Consider the following 22,730-nt stretch of genomic DNA (forward strand, 5'->3'; position numbering starts at 1 on the left):
AAGATGAATGTACTCAAAAAATATTTACTGATCACCTTAACAGCTTTATCGGCGAATCAATATTTACAGGCGCAAACGGATACCACCTACAGGTCATTAGATTCCATCCAGGTAATAACTGGCCAGTATGCGCCTAAATCTCTAGCCAGGTCTTTGTATAAGGTTCGACTTATCAGCAATGAGCAAATAAAAATGCGGGGAGCCACAGATCTTTTGGGTGTATTAAATACAGAACTAGGAATCAGATTCGGCACTGATTATATTTTAGGAGAAACAGACATTCAGATTATGGGAATGGGAGGCCCGAATGTCAAGATATTACTGGATGGTGTACCGCTGGTAGACAGAGGTGAGACCCGCCAATCGCTTACTCAGATCAACATAAACGAAGTTGAAAAAATAGAAATCGTAGAAGGCCCAATGAGCGTGGTTTATGGTACTGATGCATTAGCCGGCGTAATTAACATAATCACCAAAAAAAGCGCCTCTGGCTTAAAAAATAAATGGTCAGTTGGTTTAGGTGTGTTAGAGGAAACTGTTCCCAAAGAGTATCAAGCTTTTAATGGAGAAGGTATCCATAATCAAAACATACGGATAGGCTACAATCATAAAACCGGCATTAGCGCCAGTGGAAATTATGCACGTAATCAATTTGGAGGTTGGACCGGTACCGTTGCCGATAACAGCAGAACAAAGGAAGTTAAGCCGAAAAAGCAGGATTTATTTGGAGGCGAAATTGGCTACCGGAAAAATGGTCTCAATATTTGGTACAGACTCAACTATTTGTATGAAGATATTAATAGCGAAGGGGTTCCAAGTATTTCCGAACCCATTATAGCCCGTCAATCGTATATTACAGACCGATATACCCATACCACGCAAGCAGATTGGAACATTTCAAAAAAGTGGCTGTTAAATGCATCTGCATCTTATCAAAATTATCGTAGACGCACCAAGAATACAACCTATAATACCCAAACTGGTGAAGAGTATCTTAACCCTAATAGCACTCAGGATACCTCTACATTTAAAACGGCCTTCTTCAGAGCGACGGCCGTATATAAATGGTCGGAGAAAGTACAAATACAACCGGGTATTGAGATTAAATCAGATAACAGTTCCGGACAACGGATTTATGTAAATGACGGCATTACGGATTATTCGTTTTTTCTATCAGGTGAAATAGCTCCTGTAAGCAGATTAAGTATCCGTCCCGGATTGCGCTTTGCAAAAAATTCAGCATACGATGCACCTCCCGTAATCCCCTCACTGAATCTAAAATACGACCTAACCCACAACTGGAACCTCCGGGCCAGTTATGGCAGAGGCTTCAGAGCTCCTGCTTTAAGAGAATTATATTTCACATTCCATGATGCAAGCCATGATATCGAAGGCAATCCTGATTTGAAGGCTGAATACTCAAATAGTTATGCTATTTCTATCTCTCAAAATAAATTTTTCCTGGGTAACATCTCAGCATCAGCAGACTTAAGTACATTTTATAGTGATTTTCGGAATCGGATAAGTTATGCTCAGGATCCCGGCAACCCTTTATGGAGCACCCTAATTAATATAGATAAATATAAAACAACGGGTGGTACGGCGACAGCTAGTTTAGCTTACTCAAATTTACAGGGAACGGTAGGAATGTCATATATCGGTCGCTATAATAGTTATGCTGAGGCCTACAGCAATACGAAAAAATTTGCCTGGTCACCCGAAATTAATAGTAACATAAGATATAGCATTAATAAAATTAAAGCCAATATCGCCTTGTTCTATAAATACACCGGCAAGCAACCTGGCTTCCAGGAGCAGGTTGAAAATGGAGTAACTAAAATTATCGCAACAGAAATACAAGATTTTCATTTACTAGATCTTACCGCCAATAAGTTACTATTTAAATACATTACCATAAACGCAGGTGTAAAAAATTTACTTGACGTAACAAGGCTAACAAGCACCAATACATCGGGTGGCGCTCATAGCAGTAGCGGCCCCATTCTAAAAAGTTATGGACGTTCTTTCTTTTTAGGGTTTTTATTCAACTGGAACTAGCAATTAATTTTTAAATAAAAATAACAGACAATGAACATGAGAGCAGGATTACTATTCCTCCTAACCGCATTAGGATTTATTTTTTCAAATTGTTCCAAGAGCGACCCGCCTTTGGCTCCTATTCAGGTTAACTTTTCAGCCAATGAATTAGGATTTGATGCCACAACTAATGATTTGACAGTAACTATTGAAACCAGCAGAGCACAGTCTACACCGTTACCAATTACAATTAATGTAACGTCTAATGGACTTGCCACCGGAGCTGATTTCACAACAACCCCTGTAATAACTAATGGCGTCTTATCTGTAACTATTCCGGCCAATAGTACCTCAACTACTTTTAAAGTAAGTAAGACCGCAGGCTTATTATTATCGGGCTCTGAAAAAATTACATTTGACATCAGCTCAGCTAATGATGCGATCGTAGGAGCGAAAAAAAGTTTGGTAGTGAGCTTAAGCGCTATTACATCAGAAGGCTCTACTAATTTCGTAATTCCCGGCAAAACGGAAGTATCGCCTTATGCAAACGATGTATATGTAGACTTTAGCAATAACGCGGCTGTTGCCACAAATAGAAAAAGCTGGAACATCGCTTTTACAACTGATGGCACTTTTAAGGTTCTATTAAACCCAGGTTATCAAACTACTGCAGCTCGTTTAAACAAAACCGATATTAATTCGGCGATCACTACTGCTGATACCGCAGGAATTGAACTGAATCATGACATTACTAATCCCGCGACGGCTAGCCTGGTAGATAATTGGACAGGAGATCTATCTAAAACAGCTTTAGGAGATGTTCCTGCAAACGAGGCTGAAGCTAAAGTATTCATTATTAGTTTTGAGGGCAACAAAGCACGTGATAAATGGTTGAAAGTTAAAGTGAGTAGAAATGGAACAACCGGATATAAAGTTCAATATGCAAATATTGCGGAATCAGCTACTAAAACAATTGTAGTTGATAAAGATCCAAATTACAATTTAGTATTTTTATCACTGGAAACAGGTAAAGTGGTAACTGCGGAGCCACGGGCAAAAAACTGGGACATACAGTGGGGCTACAGTACCTACAACTCAGGCCTGGGTTCACCATACTGGTTCCAGGATTTCATTTTGCTTAACTATATGGGTGGTGCTGAAGCAGCAGAAATAGTAACTACCACAGATAAATGGGAAGCTGATTACGCAGCCTTTACAAAAGCAGGTATAGCGGCACTGACCTTTCTTAAAACACGTGATGCTATCGGGAGCAAATGGAGAACAACTACAGGCTCCGGTATTAAAAAAGATAGATTTTATATCGTAAAAGACCCTAATGGCAACTATTATAAGCTTAGGTTCAAAAAAATGGGTGTGGGTGATACCGGTGAAAGAGGTAAGCCTGAATTTGATTTTGCTTTATTAAAATAATTATAACAAACAACTGTAACAATTAAGGAAAAAAGAACAATGAAAAAACTATTAAGTATGGCGGTGGCAGCGGCATTGACCGTACCGGCAATCGCCCAAAACGGTAAAGAAAATATTAATAAGCTATGCGGATGCTTTGAGGTAACTTTTAAATATGCCGAAACTTTTTCGCCGGATAAGGATTACAAATTCCACGATCGCGAAAAGATACAGGGCGCTACCGAATTATCTTTGCCCATTATTAATACCGATAAAAGAGTGGTGATACAACACCTATTGGTAGTAGGCAATGGAATGGTAGTAAAACACTGGCGCGAAGACTGGACCTACGAAAACCCGGTACAGTGGAATTATAAAGGCGACAAAGTTTGGGAAAAAGTAAACCTGAACAAAGCCGATGTAAAAGGCAAATGGTCACAATCGGTATGGGAAGTAACCGATGCGCCCCGCTACCAGGGCTCTGCACCATGGCAGGTGGTAAACGGTCATACGATCTGGGAAAATACAGCCGATGCTCCACTGCCACGCCGCGAGTATACCCAGCGTTCAGACTATAATATCCTGCAAAGAACCAACCGCCTGGTGATCAACAACAATGGATACGATCATATCCAGGACAATAAAAAAGTATTACGTGCAAGCGGTACTGACAAAGTACTGGCTGAGGAAAAAGGTTTGAACCTGTACGAGAAAGCAGATGATTCAGATTGCGAAGCGGCTACCCAATACTGGAACGAGCATAAAGGTTTCTGGACTGCTGTACAACAGGAATGGGATAAAGTATTGACACAAAAATCATCCATAAAGCTGGTGAACGATAATGAGCTAATGGGTACTTTGTTTAAACTGGCCGACGACTGGAAGGAGAAAAAACTGACAGCTGCCGATGCTAATACTACTGTGGCTTCAGTATTAGCGAAGCATATACAGTAATTAAGACGCTATGGTTGTTGTATCTAACTTGACGCCTTTGATCAGGCTGCCAGCAACATACACTACCAAAGTATAAAATAAATGTCGTCCTGAGCTTGACGAAGGACATTATTGGTCCGTCGCCTACGGCTTCGTCAAGCTCAGCCTGACAGCAACCTGTCAATTACGAACTCATTTTCTAAATAGTGGATATACGCCGCGTCATTTTTGGCGTGGCATTTTTTATTCTGCGAAGCTAAAGCTATGCTCTCCTCCTCCTACTTCCTTTGGAGCCTGGCCGGGTATCAAAACACTTGCAGTACAACCCGCCGGGATGACTATATCTAACTGGACTTTATTGCCGGTTCTTTTCCAGGCCGATCGGATGGTACCATAAACCGATTCGTGATACCCTTCTGCAAACTGCAGGTCTTTCACAAAGGCCGGTTGAATAATAATTTTTTTAAAGGCAGGCGCCGACTCATCCATTTGTATCCCCGCAAGGGCCTTATACATCCACGCTGCAATAGCTCCCATCGAAGGATGATTGCGCGAGGCATCGCCGATATTACGTCCTACATCCCAGGTTTCAAAAAGGCTGGTGGCATGGTAATTTTTGATCCAGTATCCCCATGAGGGCAGCGTTTCTTTGGTCACCATTTTATATACCGTTTCTGTATAACCAAACCGCGACAATACTTCCGGCACGATCAATGATCCTATAAAGCCAAAGTCGAGACTGTAGTTGTTGGCGGCTATGGCTTCATCTAATTTCTTAGCGAGCACCTGTCTATGACCGGAGGGTACAATATCCATATACAATGGTAATGCATACGACAATTGTGTCTGATTAGCATAAGTAATTTTTTGCTGATCAAAATAATGCTGGTTGATGCGCGCTTTAAGACCTTCTGCTTTGGCAGCATATTGCTTTCCCTCTTCCGGTTTACCCAACAACGCTGCCATGCGGGCCATCAATATATAGTCCCAATAATAATAACAGGATACCATAAAATCATTAGGCGTGATGGCCTTATAATACAACCAGTCTCCCAAGCCGTCTTTTAAAAGCCCCTTTTCATTTTCAATAGTAGCCAGGTACTTTAAATAACGTTGCGCCGTTGGATATACATTGCGGATGCTTTCCACATCACCATAATATTGATACAGCAAAGAAGGTACTATAAAAATAGCTGCATCCCATACAGGGCCCGCCCATTCCGAGTTCCAGTTCCAGGAAGTGGGCACAATTCCCGGTACATCACCATCCGCGCTTTGCGCATCTGTCATATCTTTTACCCATTTGGCATAAATGCTACCTGAGTTATAACTTAGCATACCTGCTTCCTGCACCATAAAACCATCGGCCATCCAGCCATTCTTTTCACGGGTGGGACAGTCGGTAGGAATACCAAATAAATTGCTGAGATAAGAATTACTGCAGATATCGAAAATATTATTCAATAAAGGATTGGAACTTTTAAAGCTGCCCGCCTTTTCTACCTTACTATGCATACGCAGCGCCTCCATTTTAACTTTGGAAATATCGATAGGCTTATCAGAAGTCATTTCAATATACCTGAATCCATGATAGGTAAAATCGGGCGCAAAGGTTTCTTTGCCTTCGCCTTTTAAATAATAGACATCCATTTGAATCACATCCCTGGGATTCCTCGGCCTCAAATGCATATTAATATTACGCTGATCAATGCGGCCGCTACTGTCCGTCATTTCTGCATGGCGTAAGGTAACACGGATTCCTTTCTCACCACTTATATGAAGCCGTGGCACACCTGCGAAATTGATTCCCATATCAAACACATAGCAGGTATCATTGATCTTTTTTACAGACTTTGACCGGAGCAGTTCTGTAACACTAATCGATGGCATCGCCTGGGCTTCAATAAGCGGGGCCGTAGCTGCTGTAACTACCGATGGTTGCCAGCCCGCAGCATTAAAACCGGCTGTAGCCCACCCCCGCTGTTCTTTTGTAGCATCATAAGTGGTCCCGGCGTGAATATTATCAAAACGAACAGGGCCGGTAGCCGTAAGCCAGTCCGCACCTGTTTTAATGATCTCCCGGGTGCCATTGGCATATACGATATGCACTTCTGCTATCACCTGCGGCCGGTTGCGCCAGGGAGCTTTATGAAAATTCCATACCGTTGGCGTTTGTTCGTTAAACCAGCCATTTCCTAATTGTATGCCAATACAGTTTTCTCCTTTTTGTAGTGCTGCACCAATATCGTAGGTATTATATAAGATACGTTTACTGTAATCAGTAAATCCGGGATCCAGGGAATGAGGATTCAGACATTGACCGTTGATATAGAGCTGGTAGTACCCCAGCCCGCTGATATAGCATCTGGCTGAAACGATTTTGCTTCCAGCACTGAAAATTTTACGGAAGCGGGGTGAAGCATCATATTCGATACCCTCGTTGTCCGTAATCCATTGGCCCACCCAGTCCGTTTCCTGCATTTTGGCAGTTTCAAACCATGCAGGCACCGATTTGAAAGATTTATAGCCTGCCTGTGTTTCCACCCGCCACCAGTACCGGGTATGCGGTTTCAGCGGGTTGCCATCAAAATAAACCATTTGCGCATCGCCAGCCTGAACCTGGCTGTCCCAAATATCTGCCTTACCCGCATGCAATAGTTTTTTATCAGAAGCCACAAAAATGCGATAGGCGGTTTGAGTAGCTGCTCTGGCGTTTGTCAGCTGCCAGCTCAGCCTCGGTTGAGAAACATCAATACCCAGGGGATCTTCCCTGTATTCACAACGGAGAGCAGTAACCCCATTTTGACTCCGGCCGGGAAACCCGGTAATGATCAATAAGATGAGCAGCGTGGACTTAAAAATAGTTTCGAAAAATTCAGATCGGTTCATAGCAGGAGGAAGTATTCGTTTACCTATGGCGGAAGATAATCCTTTTCGGCCTATTTTATTCCGCAGAAGATGTGTATATACTATAAAAGCCCTATATTCCTTACCTTTGCACTCATTTTTTAGCGTATTATGAGTGCAAAATATCAGGAATTTTCGGGTTTAAATCTACCCGCAATAGAAAAGGAAATATTATCGAACTGGACAGCAAATGAGGCGTTTGAGAAAAGTGTTTCTTTGAGAGAAGGCGCTGAGCCTTTTGTTTTTTATGAGGGTCCGCCCAGCGCCAACGGTATGCCGGGCATTCACCACGTCATTTCCCGTACATTAAAAGACCTGGTTTGCCGGTATAAAACCATGCAGGGCTTCCAGGTAAAACGCAAAGGCGGATGGGATACACATGGATTACCTGTAGAATTAGGAGTAGAAAAAGAATTAGGTATTACTAAAGAAGATATTGGCAAAAAAATTACGGTTGAAGAGTATAACCGGAAATGCCGTGAAGCGGTATTGCGCTTTAAAAGCCAGTGGGACGATCTTACCCGCAAAATGGGCTACTGGGTAGACCTTAACGATCCCTATATCACTTTCAAAAATGAGTATATTGAAACGCTGTGGTGGATATTGAAACAGTTGTTCAATAAAGGTTTGTTGTACAAAAGTGTAAGCATTCAGCCTTACTCTCCTGCTGCCGGTACCGGCTTGAGCTCGCATGAGCTGAACCAGCCCGGAACTTATAAGGATGTAAAAGATACCAGTGCAACTGTATTGTTTAAAGCCATCCCTAATGAAACACTGGCCGCGGCAAACGTAACCGGTGACATTTTCCTGATGGCCTGGACCACCACCCCATGGACCCTACCTTCTAACCTGGGGTTAACAGTAGGACCTAATATTGAGTACAGCCTGGTGCAATCCTTCAACCCCTATACCCACGAGCCGCAAAATGTAGTGATTGCTACGGCCCTGCTGCATAAGTATTTTAAGGCAGAAGGTAAAGACGCCGATTTGGCGGCATACCAGAAAGAGGATAAGATCATTCCCTGGAAAGTGAACACCACTTTTACCGGTAAACAACTGTACGGATTAAGATATGAGCAACTGATGCCCTTTGAAGCCAACAGCCTTGAAGCCGTGCAGGCTATCACGCCGGATGCTGATCCGTTTAAAGTAGTAACAGGCGATTTCGTAACCACGGAAGATGGAACCGGTATCGTACATACCGCACCTGCTTTTGGCGCCGATGACTATAAGGTTGGTCAAAAAAATAACCTGGGCATTGTTACCCTGGTAGATCGTGAAGGTAAATTTGTAAATGGTGTTGGTGAATATAGCGGCCGTTATGTTAAGGACTATAAGGACGAGGCCAACTACGTAGACGTAAACGTAGATATTTCAGTCGACCTTAAATTAAAAGGCCGGGCCTTTAAAGTAGAGAAATACGAACACAATTATCCGCATTGCTGGCGTACCGACAAGCCCGTTTTATATTACCCGCTGGATGCGTGGTTTATCAGAACTACCGCCCTGCGCGACAAAATGGTGGAGCTGAACAAAACCATACACTGGAAACCCAAATCAACCGGCGAAGGCCGCTTTGGTAACTGGCTGGAGAATATGGTGGACTGGAACCTGAGCCGTAGCCGTTTCTGGGGAACGCCACTGCCAGTATGGAGCACCGAAGATGGAGAAGAGATCAAATGCATCGGCTCAATAGAGGAATTAAATACAGAGATCAAGAAGGCCAGCGAGGTTTTAGGCGGAGAAGTCAACAAGCATTACCTGCATGATGGTATCCTGGACCTGCATAAGCCTTACGTGGATGAAGTAATACTGGTAAGCGATAGCGGTAAACCCATGCGCCGGGAGCCCGACCTGATCGACGTTTGGTTTGACAGTGGCGCCATGCCTTATGCCCAGTGGGGACTGGATTATGAAAAGTTGAAAGCGGGCGATCCAAAACCTTTCAATCAGCCGTTTAATAACAATTTCCCGGCTGACTTCATTTGCGAAGGGGTGGATCAAACCCGTGGATGGTTCTATACCCTTCATGCGATTGGTTCTTTGTTGTACGAAAATGTTGCTTTTAAAACAGTAGTGAGCAATGGTTTGGTGCTGGATAAAAACGGCAACAAGATGAGTAAACGCCTGGGTAACGTGGTAGATCCGTTCGACACTATTGAAAAATTTGGCGCCGATGCTACCCGCTGGTATCTTATCACTAACGCTTCACCCTGGGACAACCTTAAATTTGATATCGACGGTATTAAAGAGGTACAACGCAAATTCTTTGGCACTTTGTATAATACCTACCAGTTCTTTGCCTTATATGCGAATGTAGACGGCTTTACCTTTAAAGAGCGGTACATGCAAATGAATGAAAGGCCGGAAATTGACCGTTGGATCATTTCCTCATTAAATACCCTGGTTAAAAATGTAAATACGGCTATGGACGACTATGAACCAACCCAGGCCGGTCGTTTAATAGAAGATTTTGTAGATGAACATTTGAGCAACTGGTACGTGCGTTTGTGCCGCCGCCGGTTCTGGAAGCCTGCCCGCCGTAACGCAAATGCAGCGCAGGCAGGCGGGGGAGAGTATGAGGCAGATAAAGTATCGGCCTACCAAACCCTGTACGAATGCCTGGAAACCATATGTCGCCTGATGGCGCCCATCGCTCCTTTCTTCAGTGATGCCGTATTTCGCAACCTGAACAGCATTACCCAACGCCACAGTGCAGAGAGTGTGCATCATGCCTTTTTCCCTAAAGCAGATGAGGCCCTGATCGACCAGTCGCTGGAAGAAAGAATGCAGTTGGCGCAGGATGCTTCTTCATTGATCCTGTCTTTAAGGAAGAAGGTAAATATCAAGGTGCGCCAGCCTTTGCAGAAAGTGCTGATTCCTGTATTGAACCCTTTTATGAAGGATCAGCTGGAAAAGATCGAAGAACTGATCAAATCAGAAGTAAATGTGAAAGAAATAGCTTATCTTACCGAAACCGAAGGGTTTATCAAGAAAAAGATCAAACCTAACTTCGTTGCTTTGGGTAAAAAGCTGGGTCCTAAAATGAAAGCGGTCTCTGGTGCACTGGCTCAATTCGGCCAGGAAGATATCAGCCGTCTCGAACGGGAAGGTAGCTATGATTTGAATATTGATGGCGAAACCGTTACATTGAATGTGAACGAAGTAGACATTAGCAGTGAAGATATTCCGGGCTGGACAGTAGCTTCAAAAGGAGCGCTTACCGTGGCTTTGGATATCACTATTACCCCCCAATTACAGCAGGAAGGCGACGCACGTGAGTTTGTAAATCGCATTCAGAAGATCAGGAAGGATAGCGGTTTCGAACTTACCGATAAAATAAATGTTGTTATTGACACAAATGAAACATTAAAAGATTCTCTAACAGCCTATAAAGATTATATTTGCGCGGAAATTCTCGCAGAAAATTTATATTTTCAGGCTGTTACATCAGATAATGGTATAGAAATTGATGTTAACGAGAACATTTTAAAAACGATTGTTTCTAAAAAAGGGTAAAATAAATGGCTACAAAAAAAAGCACACCGGCTAAGAAAACAGCTCCGGCCAAAAAAACGGCTCCAACAAAAGTGGTAGCAAAAAAAGCAGCTGCCCCCAAAAAAACGGCTAGTCCGGCCAAGGCAGCAGCCCCTAAAAAGTCGGCTCCGGTAAAATCTGTAGCAAAAGCAGCACCTGTTAAAAAATTGTCTCCCGCTAAATCAGTAAAAGCAGATACAGCGAAGGCTCCCGCAAAGGCGGCTCCGGTGAAAACTGTTGTGAAAGCAGCGCCGAAAAAACCCGCCCGTACAGGCGGGTCAGTAGCCAGCAAAGTAGCAGTAGAAAAAACGCCTGCGCCGCCGCAAAAAAAGCCAGTGCCCAAAGTAGTACCCCGAAAAGAAACAGGTAAGCCTCCTGTTGTACCTAAGCTGTCTACCAAAAGTGCAGTAAAGTACACACCGGATTTTACCAAAAGCATTTTAGACACCCATAAAAACGAAAAAGTGAAATCAGTAGTAAGATATTCAGATAGTGATCTGCAGGAGTTCAAAGAAATTATCCTTAGAAAATTAGACGCCGCCAAAAAAGAGCTGGCCTATTTACAGGGACTTATTACCCGTCGTGACGAAGGTGGTGATATGGACGAAGGACGTTATATGACCATGGAAGATGGCAGTGTAAGTATGGAGCGCGAGCAACTAAGCCAGTTAGCCAGCCGCCAGATTACCTTTATCGACCACCTGGAAAAAGCATTAATGCGTGTGGAGAATAAAACCTACGGTATTTGCCGCGTAACCGGCAACCTGATCGACAAAGCACGTTTGCGCGCCGTGCCTCATGCTACTTTAAGTATCGAAGCTAAATCGATGATGAATAAATAAGCCGGCATTGGTGATTAAGATAGTAAGCGAGGCGGCAACGCTTCGCTTTTTTCTTACCGTTCATCTTGTTATTTGTTTTCAAGTACACCTTATATATAATGACCATTTCATTCGATTACGATAAAAAACAGGTAATTCAGGCCTTACGTTACCATTTTATATCTAAAACGGAACTCCGTATTATGATCATACTGGTGAACGCTTTCGCTATATTATCATTAGTATTGTATGCATTAGGAAAAATCACGCCTACGGCATTTCTCACTTATTCTTTTCTGTGGATTGTATTGATGGCCAGTTTATGGTTTATATTGCCTGCTACGGTGTACCGCCAGGCGAAAACATTTCAGCATGCATTTACCATGTATTTTAACGATGCCGACTTTACTTTAGAACATGAGCAGGGAAAAAGAAGCTGGCCTTACACAGCGTTACGCAATTACAAGGAAACCCCCAATTTCTTCCACCTGTATTTTGATACCAAATCCTTCCTGCTGGTTCCCAAAAATGCCTTTGAAGACCTGGCACACCTGCAAAATTTCAGAGATTTATTGAAAAATAAGATATAAGATTATTAGTTAATACGTTTTTTCATTAGTATATGGGCTATAGATAGTTTTAGGAATTCATCGCCTGTAACATTATATCCCATTTTCTCGTAGAAGCCGGCTGCACTGGAGCGGGCATGCATCGATATTTCCCGGTAACCAATATCGCGGGCAATGGTTTCAGCAAACTCCATCAGGGCCCGGCCAATCCCCTTCCCCTGCAACTGGTTCCTAACTGCCATTTGCCTTAAAATAACACCCAAATCGCCTTCCTTAACTAAAATACAGCAGCCCAGCATTTTCTCTTCTTCAAAGGCGCCAATCAATATATTCTCCTTATCGGCCTCAATATCGGAGCTTTCCAACTCCATACCTAGCGGTTTGCGCAGAATTTCGTTGCGCAGATCTATCATTTGCTGATACTCTTTAGTACCAAAATCTATAATTTTTAAGGCCATCCTGATTGATTTACACGACTGATTTTACGATAACCGTTGTTTGTAAAATAGCATTTTTTTTTGGCTTCATTTCAACTTTTTTAAAGCATGATAACATTTTTACATTTTTTTTTGTTTCTCATACTTATTTAGTCAAAAACTCTATTTTTGCACTCAACAAACAAAAACAATCAGATATGTCAGACATTGCATCAAGAGTAAAGAAAATCATCGTTGACAAATTAGGCGTTGACGAAGCAGAAGTAACTACCGAAGCATCTTTTACCAACGATTTGGGCGCAGATTCTCTCGATACCGTTGAGTTGATTATGGAATTTGAAAAAGAATTCAACATTTCTATTCCTGATGAGCAGGCTGAAACAATTACCACTGTTGGCCAGGCTGTATCTTACTTAGAAGAGCACGCTAAGTAATAACTTTAAGACAAACGCTTCATTTGCTGGCGGTTACCGGCAAGTAAGTAGCAAAATTTTATATCCGCCTTTGAAGTGGTTACCCATGCAAAGGCGGTTTTTATTAACGTAGAGCTGCACAGCTAATGGAATTTAAAAGGGTAGTAATTACCGGTATGGGTGCTTTGACACCGCTGGGGAATACGGTAGACGAATATTGGAACGGATTGATCAATGGCGTATCAGGTGCTGCACCTATCACTCAGTTTGATGCAACCAAGTTCAGGACCCGCTTTGCCTGTGAAGTAAAGAATTTTGAACCTACCAACTTTCTTGATAAAAAAGAGGCACGTAAAATAGACCGCTTTTCGCAGTTTGCCCTGGTGGCCAGCGATCAGGCGATGGCAGATGCTGGTCTTACTAAAGACAATATCAACCCCGACAGGATTGGTGTGGTGTTAGGTAGCGGTATCGGCGGATTAATTACTTTCCAGAATGAGGTAATGGACTTTGCCAAAGGCGATGGCACGCCCCGTTTCAACCCTTTCTTTATTCCCAAAATGATCCTGGATATTGCAGCAGGGCAAGTGAGTATGCGTCATAATCTGCGTGGACCCAACTACGCGGTAACCAGCGCCTGTGCCAGCAGCACCAATGCAATGATCGATGGCATCAATTTACTGCGTTTAGGCAAGGCTGATATTATTGTTACGGGTGGCAGCGAAGCCGTTATCAGCGAAGCTGGTGTTGGTGGTTTTAATGCTATGAAAGCAATGAGCGAACGTAACGATGATCCGGCTGCTGCCAGCAGACCTTATGACAAAGACCGCGACGGCTTCGTAATGGGTGAAGCTGCGGGTATTTTAATATTAGAAGAACTGGAACACGCCAAAGCAAGAGGTGCAAAAATCTACTGTGAAATAGTAGGTGGTGGTGCCAGCGCAGATGCTTATCACATTACTGCCCCCCATCCTGAAGGACTGGGCGCTAAAAACGTAATGCTGGCTGCATTAAGCGATGCCCGTTTAAGCATTACGGATATCGATTATATTAATACACATGGCACTTCTACACCACTGGGTGATGTTGCTGAAACCAAGGCTATCCTGGATGTTTTCGGAGAGCACTCCTATAAACTGAATATCAGCTCTACCAAAAGTATGACAGGTCATTGCCTGGGAGCTGCGGGTGTAATAGAAGCTATTGCCTGCATCAAAAGCGTAATGCATGATATTGTTCCGCCAACGATCAACCATTTCACCGACGATCCTGAGCTGGATCCAAAATTAAATTTTACCTTTAACAAAGCACAAAACCGGGTAGTTAATGCAGCATTAAGCAATACCTTTGGTTTTGGAGGGCATAATGCCTGTGTAATTGTAAAGAAATACACATAAGTGAGTTTCATTAGGGACCTTTTTTCCAGGAATTCTGACACATCTCTTAAAAAAGAGTTGAAGAATATATTGGGCTTTGCACCCGATAATTTTCAACTTTATAAAACTGCCCTAACTCACCGGTCCATCAGCGAAAGTGTAGATGAAAATAATGAGCGACTGGAGTATTTAGGAGATGCGATACTGAGTTCTATTACGGCCGACTATCTTTTCAGACGCTACCCTTACCATGGAGAGGGCTTTCTAACCGAAATGCGCAGCAAAATGGTAAACCGCCAGCAGTTGAATGATGTAGCAGTAAAAATGGGACTGAAAAAGATCACGAAGTTCAACAAACTCGACAACTGTCTTAAAACCAGCCATATTTTCGGAAATACACTGGAAGCGCTTGTAGGTGCTGTTTACCTGGACTACGGGTATAAACGCACCTGTCGCTGGGTGCAGGATTATATTATCAATCCGCATATGTTTATGGACGAACTGGAAACCCGGGAGATCAATCATAAAAACAAACTGTACGGCTGGGCCAACAGGAACGGCAAAGCGCTTGAATTTAACCTGCTGAGCGAAAAGATAGAAAATGGCCGAAGGCTGTTTACGATGGCTGCTGTTGTGGATGGAGAAGCCATTGCGCAGGGCAGTGCTTTTAACAAAAAGGATGCATCACAAATTGCAGCTAACACGGCATTGGCCTTACTGGGCATCAACCAAAACGAACCCGTACAATAATCAATACTTTTATATTCTCTGTTCGTTTTACTACCTTTAATTGATGGTAAAAATGACACCCGTGTACATGGATTACAGCGCTACTACGCCCTGTGATGAAAGAGTAGTACAGGAAATGCTGCCTTATTTTACGCAATATTTTGGCAACACAGCCAGTCGCGTACATAGCTTTAGCTGGCAGGCAGAAGGCGCTGTAGAGCAAGCCAGGAAAAGATTAGCACAACTACTTGGGGTACAAAGCCGGGAAATGATATTTACGTCCGGAGCAACGGAAGCCTGCAACCTGGCAATAAGAGGTGTTTTCGAAATGTATGCGGTGAAAGGCAATCATATCATCACTACTAAAACCGAACACAAGGCTGTTTTAGACACCTGTAAAGCATTAGAAAGAAAAGGGGCGTCAATTACTTACCTGGACGTGGACAGCAACGGCATCATCAATATACAACAACTGGAGGACGCTATTCAACCGCATACCATTTTAGTGACCGTTATGCTGGCCAATAATGAAACCGGCGTATTGCAGCCGATAAAAGAAATAGGCGCCATTTGTAAACGCAGGCAGGTTTTATTTTTTTGCGATGCTACGCAGGCGGTGGGCAAAATACCGGTGCATCCTAACGAAGCCGGCATAGACCTGATGAGTTGCAGCGCCCATAAAATGTATGGCCCTAAAGGTGTGGGAGCTTTGTATATCAGGAGCCGTAATCCGAGAGTAAAAATAACGGCCCAGCTTACAGGAGGCGGGCACGAGCAAAACATCAGAAGCGGTACCTTAAATGTTCCGGGTATTGTAGGCTTTGGTAAAGCCTGCGCTATAAGTTTCGGTGAAATGGAAGCAGAGGCGGTAAAGCTGGAAGCATTCCGAAAAAAACTTGGAGAGGCTTTATTGCAAATACCAGGCAGTTCCTTAAACGGTCACCCGGTAAGGCATCTCCCCCATGTTTTAAATATTTCATTTGCCGGTCTTAATAGCAGCCAGTTATTGTCGGCGCTCAATAAATCACTGGCCCTTTCGGCAGGATCGGCCTGCACCAGTGGCAGTCTTGATCCCTCGTACGTATTGGCCGCAATGGGTACACCGGAAGAATTATCACGTGCAGCCTTACGCTTTAGCCTCGGCAGGTATACTGTAGCCGCAGATATTGAATTTGCTATTGAAGAAGTTGTAAGAGCGGTATCCAACCTGAGAAGCCAGCTCCCCGTTTTCGGGTAACCCAAAAAGCCCCGGCTAATTAACTGCCAGGGCTCTGGTATCAAAAAAATTGGTATACTAATCTACCACTAAAAGACCTACTGTTACATTTACAAATCCATCGCAGTAAGTGCTGGCTGACGTACAAACATTTTCAAGCAGAATAGAATTATTCGAAGTCAGCGTTGTCGTAACATTCGTATTATTACTTAACACCAGCGTTTTGGCCAGGTTGATTGCAGGACTGATAGTACCTGTATATCGTCCTGCAGCAATACGGGTCCAGGTGACAGTAACGCCCAGATTATTCACTAACGGAATCCCTACCGGGGCCGTAACGCCGGTTTGACTCACTACTGATGCGTATACGCGGTTAGCATTACAGATATACGAGGTACGGGAAATTTCTGCCTGATCCAGTACGCTATTACGGTTCAAATCCATACCATAATTGATACGGGTGCCGCCGCCTGCACAGTTATTACCAATGGGTTCGGGCGCCACATCAACCAGGCTGTTAAAACCATCAGTACCATTACCTCCTGACGCATTACAAATATATTGCGTGCCCTGCACTTCGCTATTATCTAATACATTGTTTCGATTGACATCCAAACCAGTTGTTACTTTGAAACCACCATTGGGGCAATGGGTACCTGTGGGCTCTGCAACCACTGATGACAGGGAAGTCAGCCCTTCATTACCATTACAGATATAGGCCGTGTTTTGCACTTCGGCAGCATCCAAGACATTATTACCATTCGCATCTACACCCGAAGTCACCTTATATCCTCCCTTTGCACAGTTCGTTCCTGCACCTTCGGTTACAAATGAAATCAGCGAGTTTTTGCCATTGCTTCCTGAACCTCCGTTCCCATTATCGCCGTTACATAAGTATTTGGTGACCTGCACTTCGCCGGCATCCAATGTTCCGTTGCCATTCTGATCTATTCCTGATAATACCTTATAGCCACCGTTGGCACAATTAGCTCCCGATGGTTCGGTAACAAAATCGATCAGGCTGTTTTTACCATTGGCACCATCCGTTCCGTCTTCACCACGCTTACCGGTGACGCCTTTTTTACAACTGCATAAAAGGGCGCAAAACGAAAAAAATACAATAAAATAATTTCGCATTATGTTTTGGCCTAGAGGGGGTAATGTTGAAGGCAATTATTTCGCGCAAATATACTACAACTGAACCAGATACAGCATATTTAAACCTGCCAACCAGACGCCAACCTATATAGTATTGAAGATATTGAACAGAACCTTATTTTTTTCGAAATTCGTCAGTAATCGCCACTCATCATTGCTCCTGTATAAAAATTATCTAAATCTATTACCTTCGTAATCATAACAAAATATAGTATATGAGCCAAGTTTGGAAAGAATACCAGGAACAACACCGGGAAAGATTTTTAAAAGAGATGATGGATTTATTGCGTATTCCATCAATAAGTGCGAAAAGCGAGCATAAAGAAGATATGATCCAATGCGCTGAAGCGGTGAAGGCTTCTTTACTGGCGAGCGGCTGTGATAAAGCGGCAGTGATGAATACCGGCGGACATCCGGTGGTATATGGCGAAAAAATAATTGACCCTGCAAAACCAACTGTACTGGTTTACGGCCATTATGATGTGCAGCCTGTAGAACCGCTGGAACTTTGGCATATGCCGCCTTTTGAGCCCACTATAAAAGATGAAAAAGTATTTGCGCGCGGTAGCGCCGATGATAAAGGGCAGTTTTACATGCACGTAAAAGCCCTGGAAACCATGGTGAAGACGAATACCATGACCACCAATATCAAGTTCATTATTGAGGGTGAGGAAGAAGTGGGCTCTCCTAACCTGGGTAAGTTTGTTGCCGCCCATAAAGAGCTACTAAAAGCAGATGTGATCCTGATCAGCGACAGTTCTTTACTGAGCATGGAAAACCCTTCGCTTGATACAGGCGTACGCGGACTGAGCTATATTGAAGTAGAAGTTACAGCAGCAGCACGCGACTTGCATAGCGGTACTTATGGCGGTGCGGTGGCCAATCCCATCGTGGTTTTATCCAAGATGATCGCCAGCTGTCATGATGAAAATAATCATATCACCATACCCGGGTTTTATGATGATGTAAATGTAGTATCAGAAGAAGAAAGAGCACTAATTAACCAGGCACCTTTTGACGAACAGGAGTATAAAGACGAAATAGGTATTAAAGAACTATGGGGAGAAAAGGGCTTCAGCACTTATGAGCGTACCGGCATCCGTCCTACTTTGGAGCTAAACGGCATCTGGGGTGGGTACACCGGCGAAGGTGCAAAAACCGTTCTGCCGGCTAAAGCTACTGCAAAGATCTCGGCAAGGCTGGTTCCTAATCAAACCAGCGAAAAGATTACCGAATTGCTATTGGCTCATTTCAGGAAAATAGCGCCTTCATGTGTAACGGTAAATGCATTTGAGCATCATGGCGGAGAACCTTATGGCACGCCTATCGATAGCAAGGGTTACCAGGCAGCCAGCAAGGCACTGGAGACCACATTTGGTAAAACACCGATTCCGGTAAAAGGTGGCGGCAGCATTCCTATTTGCCACACGCTTGAAAGCGAGCTGGGCACCAAGATCATCTTTATGGGCTTCGGACTGGATAATGACGGACTGCATAGCCCGAATGAAAAATATAATATAGAGAACTATTATAAGGGCATCGAAACCATCCCTTATTTCCACCAGTTCTTTGCTGAATAAAGTTAATGCCACGAATGCACGAATAAAAAAGTAATAACTATTCGTGCATTCGTGGCTAATTTAGCATTGCTGATACCTAACAAATACTACCTATGGATGAACCAATCCTCTTTAAAGAAGAAAGCTATACAATTGTAGGCACCTGTATGGAAGTACACAATAACCTGGGCTGCGGGTTTGCAGAAATAGTGTATAAAGATGCCTTAGAGTACGAGTTTAATAAACGGCATATTCCTTTTGAACGGGAAAAGAAATACAGTGCCCGTTATAAAGACATCGTACTGCCACATTATTTCTATGCCGATTTTGTTGTATTCAATGAAATTATACTCGAAATAAAATCTGTTTCGCAATTCACTAATGAGTTTACAGCGCAATGTATTAATTATCTGAAGTAGCCGGTAATCAATTGTCCATGCTGGTAAATTTTGGTTTAACCCGTTTAACTTCTAAACGCATCGTTTTGTAGTACTTTAATGAAAGTTGTATGCCACGAATACACGAATATTGCTCCTATCCCCCGCATAGGGAATCTATTTTTTGCAGGTGACATTAATTCGGAGTACTTACTTTAAAAAAGCAATAGTAAAGCCTGGGCAACTGTACCCCTTTGGCACTTTGAGTTGACCATGAATAAACTACCACGTATCCTTCATTTTGTGTATTCGTGGTAACCTTTATATGGTTCAAATATTTTGCAGTAGCATTCCAGCTATGGCAACATGGAAAAGCAAACCATTAAGAAATGAAGGAGCATTAAGACTTAACTAACCTTAACTCCGTTATGGTTTATGTCTTACCTAATGGCAATTCTATTACTTTGGCAACTCCGGCCGGCGCATGCGGTAAGGCGTACCCGTCAATGTATTTAAGAAAGCTACCAGTTGTTTCTTTTCCTGGGGGATCAGGTTCAATGGTTTTATTAAACGATCTGTTTTAGGAAACATGGGATCGTTACGCTGCTCTTCGGTTTTAGCAGGTTGCGGCATACCGCTGTTATAGATATTAATAACGCCTTCGAGGTTATCAAACAAACCATTGTGCATCCAGGGACGGGTTCGGCCTAGCTCTCTTAAAGAAGGAGTACGGAATCGGCCAACATCTTCATTTTTCTTTGTTACATTATAACGCCCCAAGTCTTCGAATTTTCTTTTATAATAAGTAAGACCGATATTATGAAAACTGGTATCTGTTAAGAACGGGCCGCTATGGCAATTCATACAACGCGCTTTAGTGCGGAATAAATGCAGCCCGGCCACTTCATCATCAGTAAACTCTTCGTAATCGCCGCCTAAAAACTGGTCGTAGCGGCTGGAGCGGCTTTTAATGATTTTTTGAAATGCTGCTAAAGCCCGGGATATCTTATCAAAGTCGATTTCCTTGCTTTGGTAGGCCTTTTCAAACAGCGCTTCATACCCCTTTATCCTGCCCAGCTTTTCACCAAGTGTAGGCACATCCATATTCATTTCATGGTGTGCACTCAAAGGCTCTACCATCTGCGTTTCAAAGCTGTTAGCACGTCCGTCCCAGAACAGTACTTTATTAATGTGTACATTCAGCAGGCTCTGGGTGTTACGGGTGCCCTGCAAATGATCGTTACCTAAGGCAAGCACCCTTCCATCCTGCCATGACAGGTCCGGATCATGACAGCTGCTGCAGGATATCTGGTTGGAACCCGACAAACGGGGATCAAAGAAAAGTATCTTACCAAGATGCGTTAAGGGGTCTTTATCGGCTTTGAACCAGGAAGTATCATCTTTAGGCATCACCACCATTTCGCTCCATATAGCACCAGCGTCTATCGTAGGCTGTGGCCATTGGGCTATAGGACGACTATACAGATTTCTTAAGGAATCATTGTAGGTTTTAAATACCGGTAAAGCCTGATTCGTAAAAGAAAAAGAGCCGAGCCCAATAAGAATAATGAGACCTATAACCAGATATATTTTTCGCATGAGTTTACAAAAATATTTGAAATCCTAATGAAATACTGAATTGATTTTTGCCGGTATAAGTTGGAACCAGAGCTCTGCTAATATCGCTATCCTTAAGCTTTTGCAGGTAGTCTATATTCAAAGAAATGGAAGACCCTGCTAATCTCAATAGGGAAGGTGAGTAATACATAAGGCTCAGCTTGCCACTGAAAAAAGTTGATCCTCTAAAATCATATTCGGGATACGTAATGTTTCCGGTGAATACATTTACTTGTGTTAGCGGCACTGATAAATCATTTTTGAGCGGCAGCATCAGTCCGGACTTCACATTGATTTTAAAGTTATGTTTTGCTCCATAAAAATACTTACCGGCATATAGAGAAAAGTCTGCTCTTGTATGCTCATAAAAATGCATTGCAAGAAAATCCTTCTTTTTAAAATGATTGAACATCCCATTAAAACCCAGCTCTACCAGCACCTTTCCAAAGTTTTTTAGAGAAAGCAAATAGTCTAATAAAGCGTTATGCCCGTCGTAGAGATAGTTGGCGCCGTTGGATGACGACATCAGCACAGCTGTCCCTTCGTTAATACTTCCATTGAATGAGATCTGATGCACTCTTTTTTGATTTTCATTATAAATAAGCGCTTCCAGTTTTTTCACCAGAAGCTCGTATTTACTGTGAACCTGCTCTTGTATGGGATTGTTTAGACTATCCTTATTGGTAGATAAAATAAAATTTCTTTTCGCAAAAAAGGAATTGCTATAATTTCCTTTCACCCACCAGTTGCTGATATGGGTGGCCATATTTATAATCCACCCATCAATCTTATCTTTCGATTTCGAATAAGCTTCTGAAGTATACTGTCCAATATACCCATATCCATTGTTAATATACAAACGCCTGTCGGGATACAACTGGCTCGTTCTGAACATCTCATTCTTATACAAAATATCATATGCCCCATCCGTTTTGCCGATCATATATCCCGCTCCCAAAATCGTATTCTTATATTTATAAGCTAAACCCGGAGTATACTTTATTTGAAATATTTTATTTTCGGGTCGGGGATCGACCGATCCTGAAGACCAGTGGTAGTCATAGTTCAATAAAGAGGTCATCTGAAAACCGCCGGCTAAAGGGAGCCCCAATCCTGCCTCAAACCTTATGTTTTGCCGTTCATAATTACCGGCTTTCGCAGCAAAATGCGTAAATGGCGTGCCTGGTTGTAAACTTTCAGACAGATTATTAGCCAAGCTGTCTTCCCAGATTTTATCAAAATAAAACCGGCCTTGTATTTTAGCTTTTCCAACTGTTGTAAAACCTTCTGTATAAAAAGCCGCAGTATAGGTTCGATACGCTTCTACCGGCAGTCGAATATTCTTTTCGGTATTTTTATAATGCATCTCTATTAATCCTGCCTGTTTTAATGTATCAAATACCAGCTGAACTGGGTTACTTTGCAAAAATTGCAGCCTCTCCCGGTTCGAAAGGATCCAGTACAAACTGTCTGAGCGATTTCCCTTTGCCCGCTCGGTTTGCAAACTTTTATAGAAGCCGGGACTGATAGAGGACAATGAATCTTCCAAAGTAGCAACCTGAGCATGTGCAAAGAACATGTTCAGGCTGAAACCAGCGGTAATCCAAAATATCTTAAGTTTAGAAAACATGTTC

General features: G+C 42.9%; 17 protein-coding genes. 12 read left to right on the forward strand and 5 right to left on the reverse strand.

From position 1 onward, the window contains the following. Window positions 1–3 precede the first annotated feature (3 nt). Genes U0035_RS10090 through U0035_RS10100 form a run of 3 tightly spaced genes read left to right on the forward strand, consistent with a single transcriptional unit; the run spans window position 4 to window position 4,401 of the window. Window positions 4–2,058, forward strand: a complete 2,055-nt coding sequence (locus U0035_RS10090) for a TonB-dependent receptor plug domain-containing protein (RefSeq protein ID WP_114792188.1) — start codon at window positions 4–6, stop codon at window positions 2,056–2,058. 30 nt (window positions 2,059–2,088) lie between these two features. Continuing rightward, entirely contained in the window at window positions 2,089–3,468 is a 1,380-nt protein-coding gene (locus U0035_RS10095) for an HmuY family protein (protein WP_114792189.1), read from the forward strand. Window positions 3,469–3,507: 39 nt separating this feature from the next. Then, window positions 3,508–4,401, forward strand: coding sequence for a DUF6607 family protein (locus tag U0035_RS10100; RefSeq protein ID WP_162817957.1), 894 nt, complete (start codon window positions 3,508–3,510; stop codon window positions 4,399–4,401). Window positions 4,402–4,623: 222 nt separating this feature from the next. Here the strand turns inward: U0035_RS10100 and U0035_RS10105 are convergent, their stop codons facing one another. Next, on the reverse strand, window positions 4,624–7,269 hold the full coding sequence (locus U0035_RS10105) for a glycoside hydrolase family 78 protein (protein WP_114792191.1): 2,646 nt from the start codon (window positions 7,267–7,269) through the stop codon (window positions 4,624–4,626). A 129-nt stretch (window positions 7,270–7,398) separates the two neighbouring features. Between U0035_RS10105 and ileS the strand changes: the two genes are divergently transcribed. The 3 genes from ileS to U0035_RS10120 all read left to right on the forward strand — a co-directional run bounded on the left by ileS (window position 7,399) and on the right by U0035_RS10120 (window position 12,235). Then, complete coding sequence (ileS, locus tag U0035_RS10110) at window positions 7,399–10,806, forward strand: isoleucine--tRNA ligase (RefSeq protein WP_114792192.1); 3,408 nt, start codon at window positions 7,399–7,401, stop codon at window positions 10,804–10,806. A 5-nt stretch (window positions 10,807–10,811) separates the two neighbouring features. Then, a complete protein-coding gene (locus U0035_RS10115; protein WP_114792193.1) occupies window positions 10,812–11,666 on the forward strand; it encodes a TraR/DksA family transcriptional regulator in 855 nt (284 codons plus the stop codon). 98 nt (window positions 11,667–11,764) lie between these two features. Next, a complete protein-coding gene (locus U0035_RS10120) occupies window positions 11,765–12,235 on the forward strand; it encodes a YcxB family protein (protein WP_114792194.1) in 471 nt (156 codons plus the stop codon). A 5-nt stretch (window positions 12,236–12,240) separates the two neighbouring features. Here U0035_RS10120 and U0035_RS10125 read toward each other — a convergent pair whose 3' ends face one another. Continuing rightward, entirely contained in the window at window positions 12,241–12,672 is a 432-nt protein-coding gene (locus tag U0035_RS10125; RefSeq protein WP_114792195.1) for a GNAT family N-acetyltransferase, read from the reverse strand. Window positions 12,673–12,848: 176 nt separating this feature from the next. On the opposite strand from U0035_RS10125, the gene U0035_RS10130 reads away from it, so the two are divergent. From U0035_RS10130 to U0035_RS10145, 4 genes are all read left to right on the forward strand, one after another. Then, a complete protein-coding gene (locus tag U0035_RS10130) occupies window positions 12,849–13,085 on the forward strand; it encodes an acyl carrier protein (RefSeq protein WP_114792255.1) in 237 nt (78 codons plus the stop codon). Between the two features lie 125 nt (window positions 13,086–13,210). After that, a complete protein-coding gene (fabF, locus tag U0035_RS10135; protein WP_114792196.1) occupies window positions 13,211–14,461 on the forward strand; it encodes a beta-ketoacyl-ACP synthase II in 1,251 nt (416 codons plus the stop codon). Next, window positions 14,462–15,190, forward strand: coding sequence for a ribonuclease III (gene rnc / locus U0035_RS10140; RefSeq protein WP_114792197.1), 729 nt, complete (start codon window positions 14,462–14,464; stop codon window positions 15,188–15,190). Between the two features lie 52 nt (window positions 15,191–15,242). Then, window positions 15,243–16,406 (forward strand): cysteine desulfurase family protein, encoded by a 1,164-nt coding sequence (locus U0035_RS10145; protein WP_317048841.1) that lies wholly within the window; start codon window positions 15,243–15,245, stop codon window positions 16,404–16,406. A gap of 57 nt (window positions 16,407–16,463) precedes the next feature. On the opposite strand, the gene U0035_RS10150 is transcribed toward U0035_RS10145, so the two are convergent. Beyond that, complete coding sequence (locus U0035_RS10150; protein ID WP_114792199.1) at window positions 16,464–17,522, reverse strand: DUF7151 family protein; 1,059 nt, start codon at window positions 17,520–17,522, stop codon at window positions 16,464–16,466. Window positions 17,523–17,758: 236 nt separating this feature from the next. On the opposite strand from U0035_RS10150, the gene U0035_RS10155 reads away from it, so the two are divergent. Both U0035_RS10155 and U0035_RS10160 read left to right on the forward strand, forming a co-directional pair. Beyond that, window positions 17,759–19,123: a dipeptidase gene (locus U0035_RS10155; RefSeq protein WP_114792200.1), complete on the forward strand. Its 1,365-nt coding sequence runs from the start codon at window positions 17,759–17,761 to the stop codon at window positions 19,121–19,123. A gap of 92 nt (window positions 19,124–19,215) precedes the next feature. After that, window positions 19,216–19,521, forward strand: a complete 306-nt coding sequence (locus U0035_RS10160; protein WP_211316498.1) for a GxxExxY protein — start codon at window positions 19,216–19,218, stop codon at window positions 19,519–19,521. Window positions 19,522–19,938: 417 nt separating this feature from the next. Here the strand turns inward: U0035_RS10160 and U0035_RS10165 are convergent, their stop codons facing one another. After that, window positions 19,939–21,078, reverse strand: a complete 1,140-nt coding sequence (locus U0035_RS10165) for a cytochrome-c peroxidase (RefSeq protein ID WP_114792201.1) — start codon at window positions 21,076–21,078, stop codon at window positions 19,939–19,941. Between the two features lie 4 nt (window positions 21,079–21,082). Next, window positions 21,083–22,726, reverse strand: a complete 1,644-nt coding sequence (locus U0035_RS10170; RefSeq protein ID WP_162817958.1) for a DUF6850 family outer membrane beta-barrel protein — start codon at window positions 22,724–22,726, stop codon at window positions 21,083–21,085. Window positions 22,727–22,730: the final 4 nt, after the last annotated feature.

This window comes from Niabella yanshanensis, assembly GCF_034424215.1.
GTDB classification, from domain to species: Bacteria; Bacteroidota; Bacteroidia; order Chitinophagales; family Chitinophagaceae; genus Niabella; species Niabella yanshanensis.

What these genes read in the sequence shown, in the direction of transcription:
- U0035_RS10090 (WP_114792188.1), top strand. Translation starts at nt 4, where the DNA reads ATGAATGTACTCAAAAAATATTTACTGATCACCTTAACAGCTTTATCG.
- U0035_RS10095 (WP_114792189.1), top strand. Translation starts at nt 2,089, where the DNA reads ATGAACATGAGAGCAGGATTACTATTCCTCCTAACCGCATTAGGATTT.
- U0035_RS10100 (WP_162817957.1), top strand. Translation starts at nt 3,508, where the DNA reads ATGAAAAAACTATTAAGTATGGCGGTGGCAGCGGCATTGACCGTACCG.
- U0035_RS10105 (WP_114792191.1), bottom strand. Translation starts at nt 7,269, where the DNA reads ATGAACCGATCTGAATTTTTCGAAACTATTTTTAAGTCCACGCTGCTC.
- ileS (WP_114792192.1), top strand. Translation starts at nt 7,399, where the DNA reads ATGAGTGCAAAATATCAGGAATTTTCGGGTTTAAATCTACCCGCAATA.
- U0035_RS10115 (WP_114792193.1), top strand. Translation starts at nt 10,812, where the DNA reads ATGGCTACAAAAAAAAGCACACCGGCTAAGAAAACAGCTCCGGCCAAA.
- U0035_RS10120 (WP_114792194.1), top strand. Translation starts at nt 11,765, where the DNA reads ATGACCATTTCATTCGATTACGATAAAAAACAGGTAATTCAGGCCTTA.
- U0035_RS10125 (WP_114792195.1), bottom strand. Translation starts at nt 12,672, where the DNA reads ATGGCCTTAAAAATTATAGATTTTGGTACTAAAGAGTATCAGCAAATG.
- U0035_RS10130 (WP_114792255.1), top strand. Translation starts at nt 12,849, where the DNA reads ATGTCAGACATTGCATCAAGAGTAAAGAAAATCATCGTTGACAAATTA.
- fabF (WP_114792196.1), top strand. Translation starts at nt 13,211, where the DNA reads ATGGAATTTAAAAGGGTAGTAATTACCGGTATGGGTGCTTTGACACCG.
- U0035_RS10145 (WP_317048841.1), top strand. Translation starts at nt 15,243, where the DNA reads ATGACACCCGTGTACATGGATTACAGCGCTACTACGCCCTGTGATGAA.
- U0035_RS10150 (WP_114792199.1), bottom strand. Translation starts at nt 17,522, where the DNA reads ATGCGAAATTATTTTATTGTATTTTTTTCGTTTTGCGCCCTTTTATGC.
- U0035_RS10155 (WP_114792200.1), top strand. Translation starts at nt 17,759, where the DNA reads ATGAGCCAAGTTTGGAAAGAATACCAGGAACAACACCGGGAAAGATTT.
- U0035_RS10160 (WP_211316498.1), top strand. Translation starts at nt 19,216, where the DNA reads ATGGATGAACCAATCCTCTTTAAAGAAGAAAGCTATACAATTGTAGGC.
- U0035_RS10165 (WP_114792201.1), bottom strand. Translation starts at nt 21,078, where the DNA reads ATGCGAAAAATATATCTGGTTATAGGTCTCATTATTCTTATTGGGCTC.
- U0035_RS10170 (WP_162817958.1), bottom strand. Translation starts at nt 22,726, where the DNA reads ATGTTTTCTAAACTTAAGATATTTTGGATTACCGCTGGTTTCAGCCTG.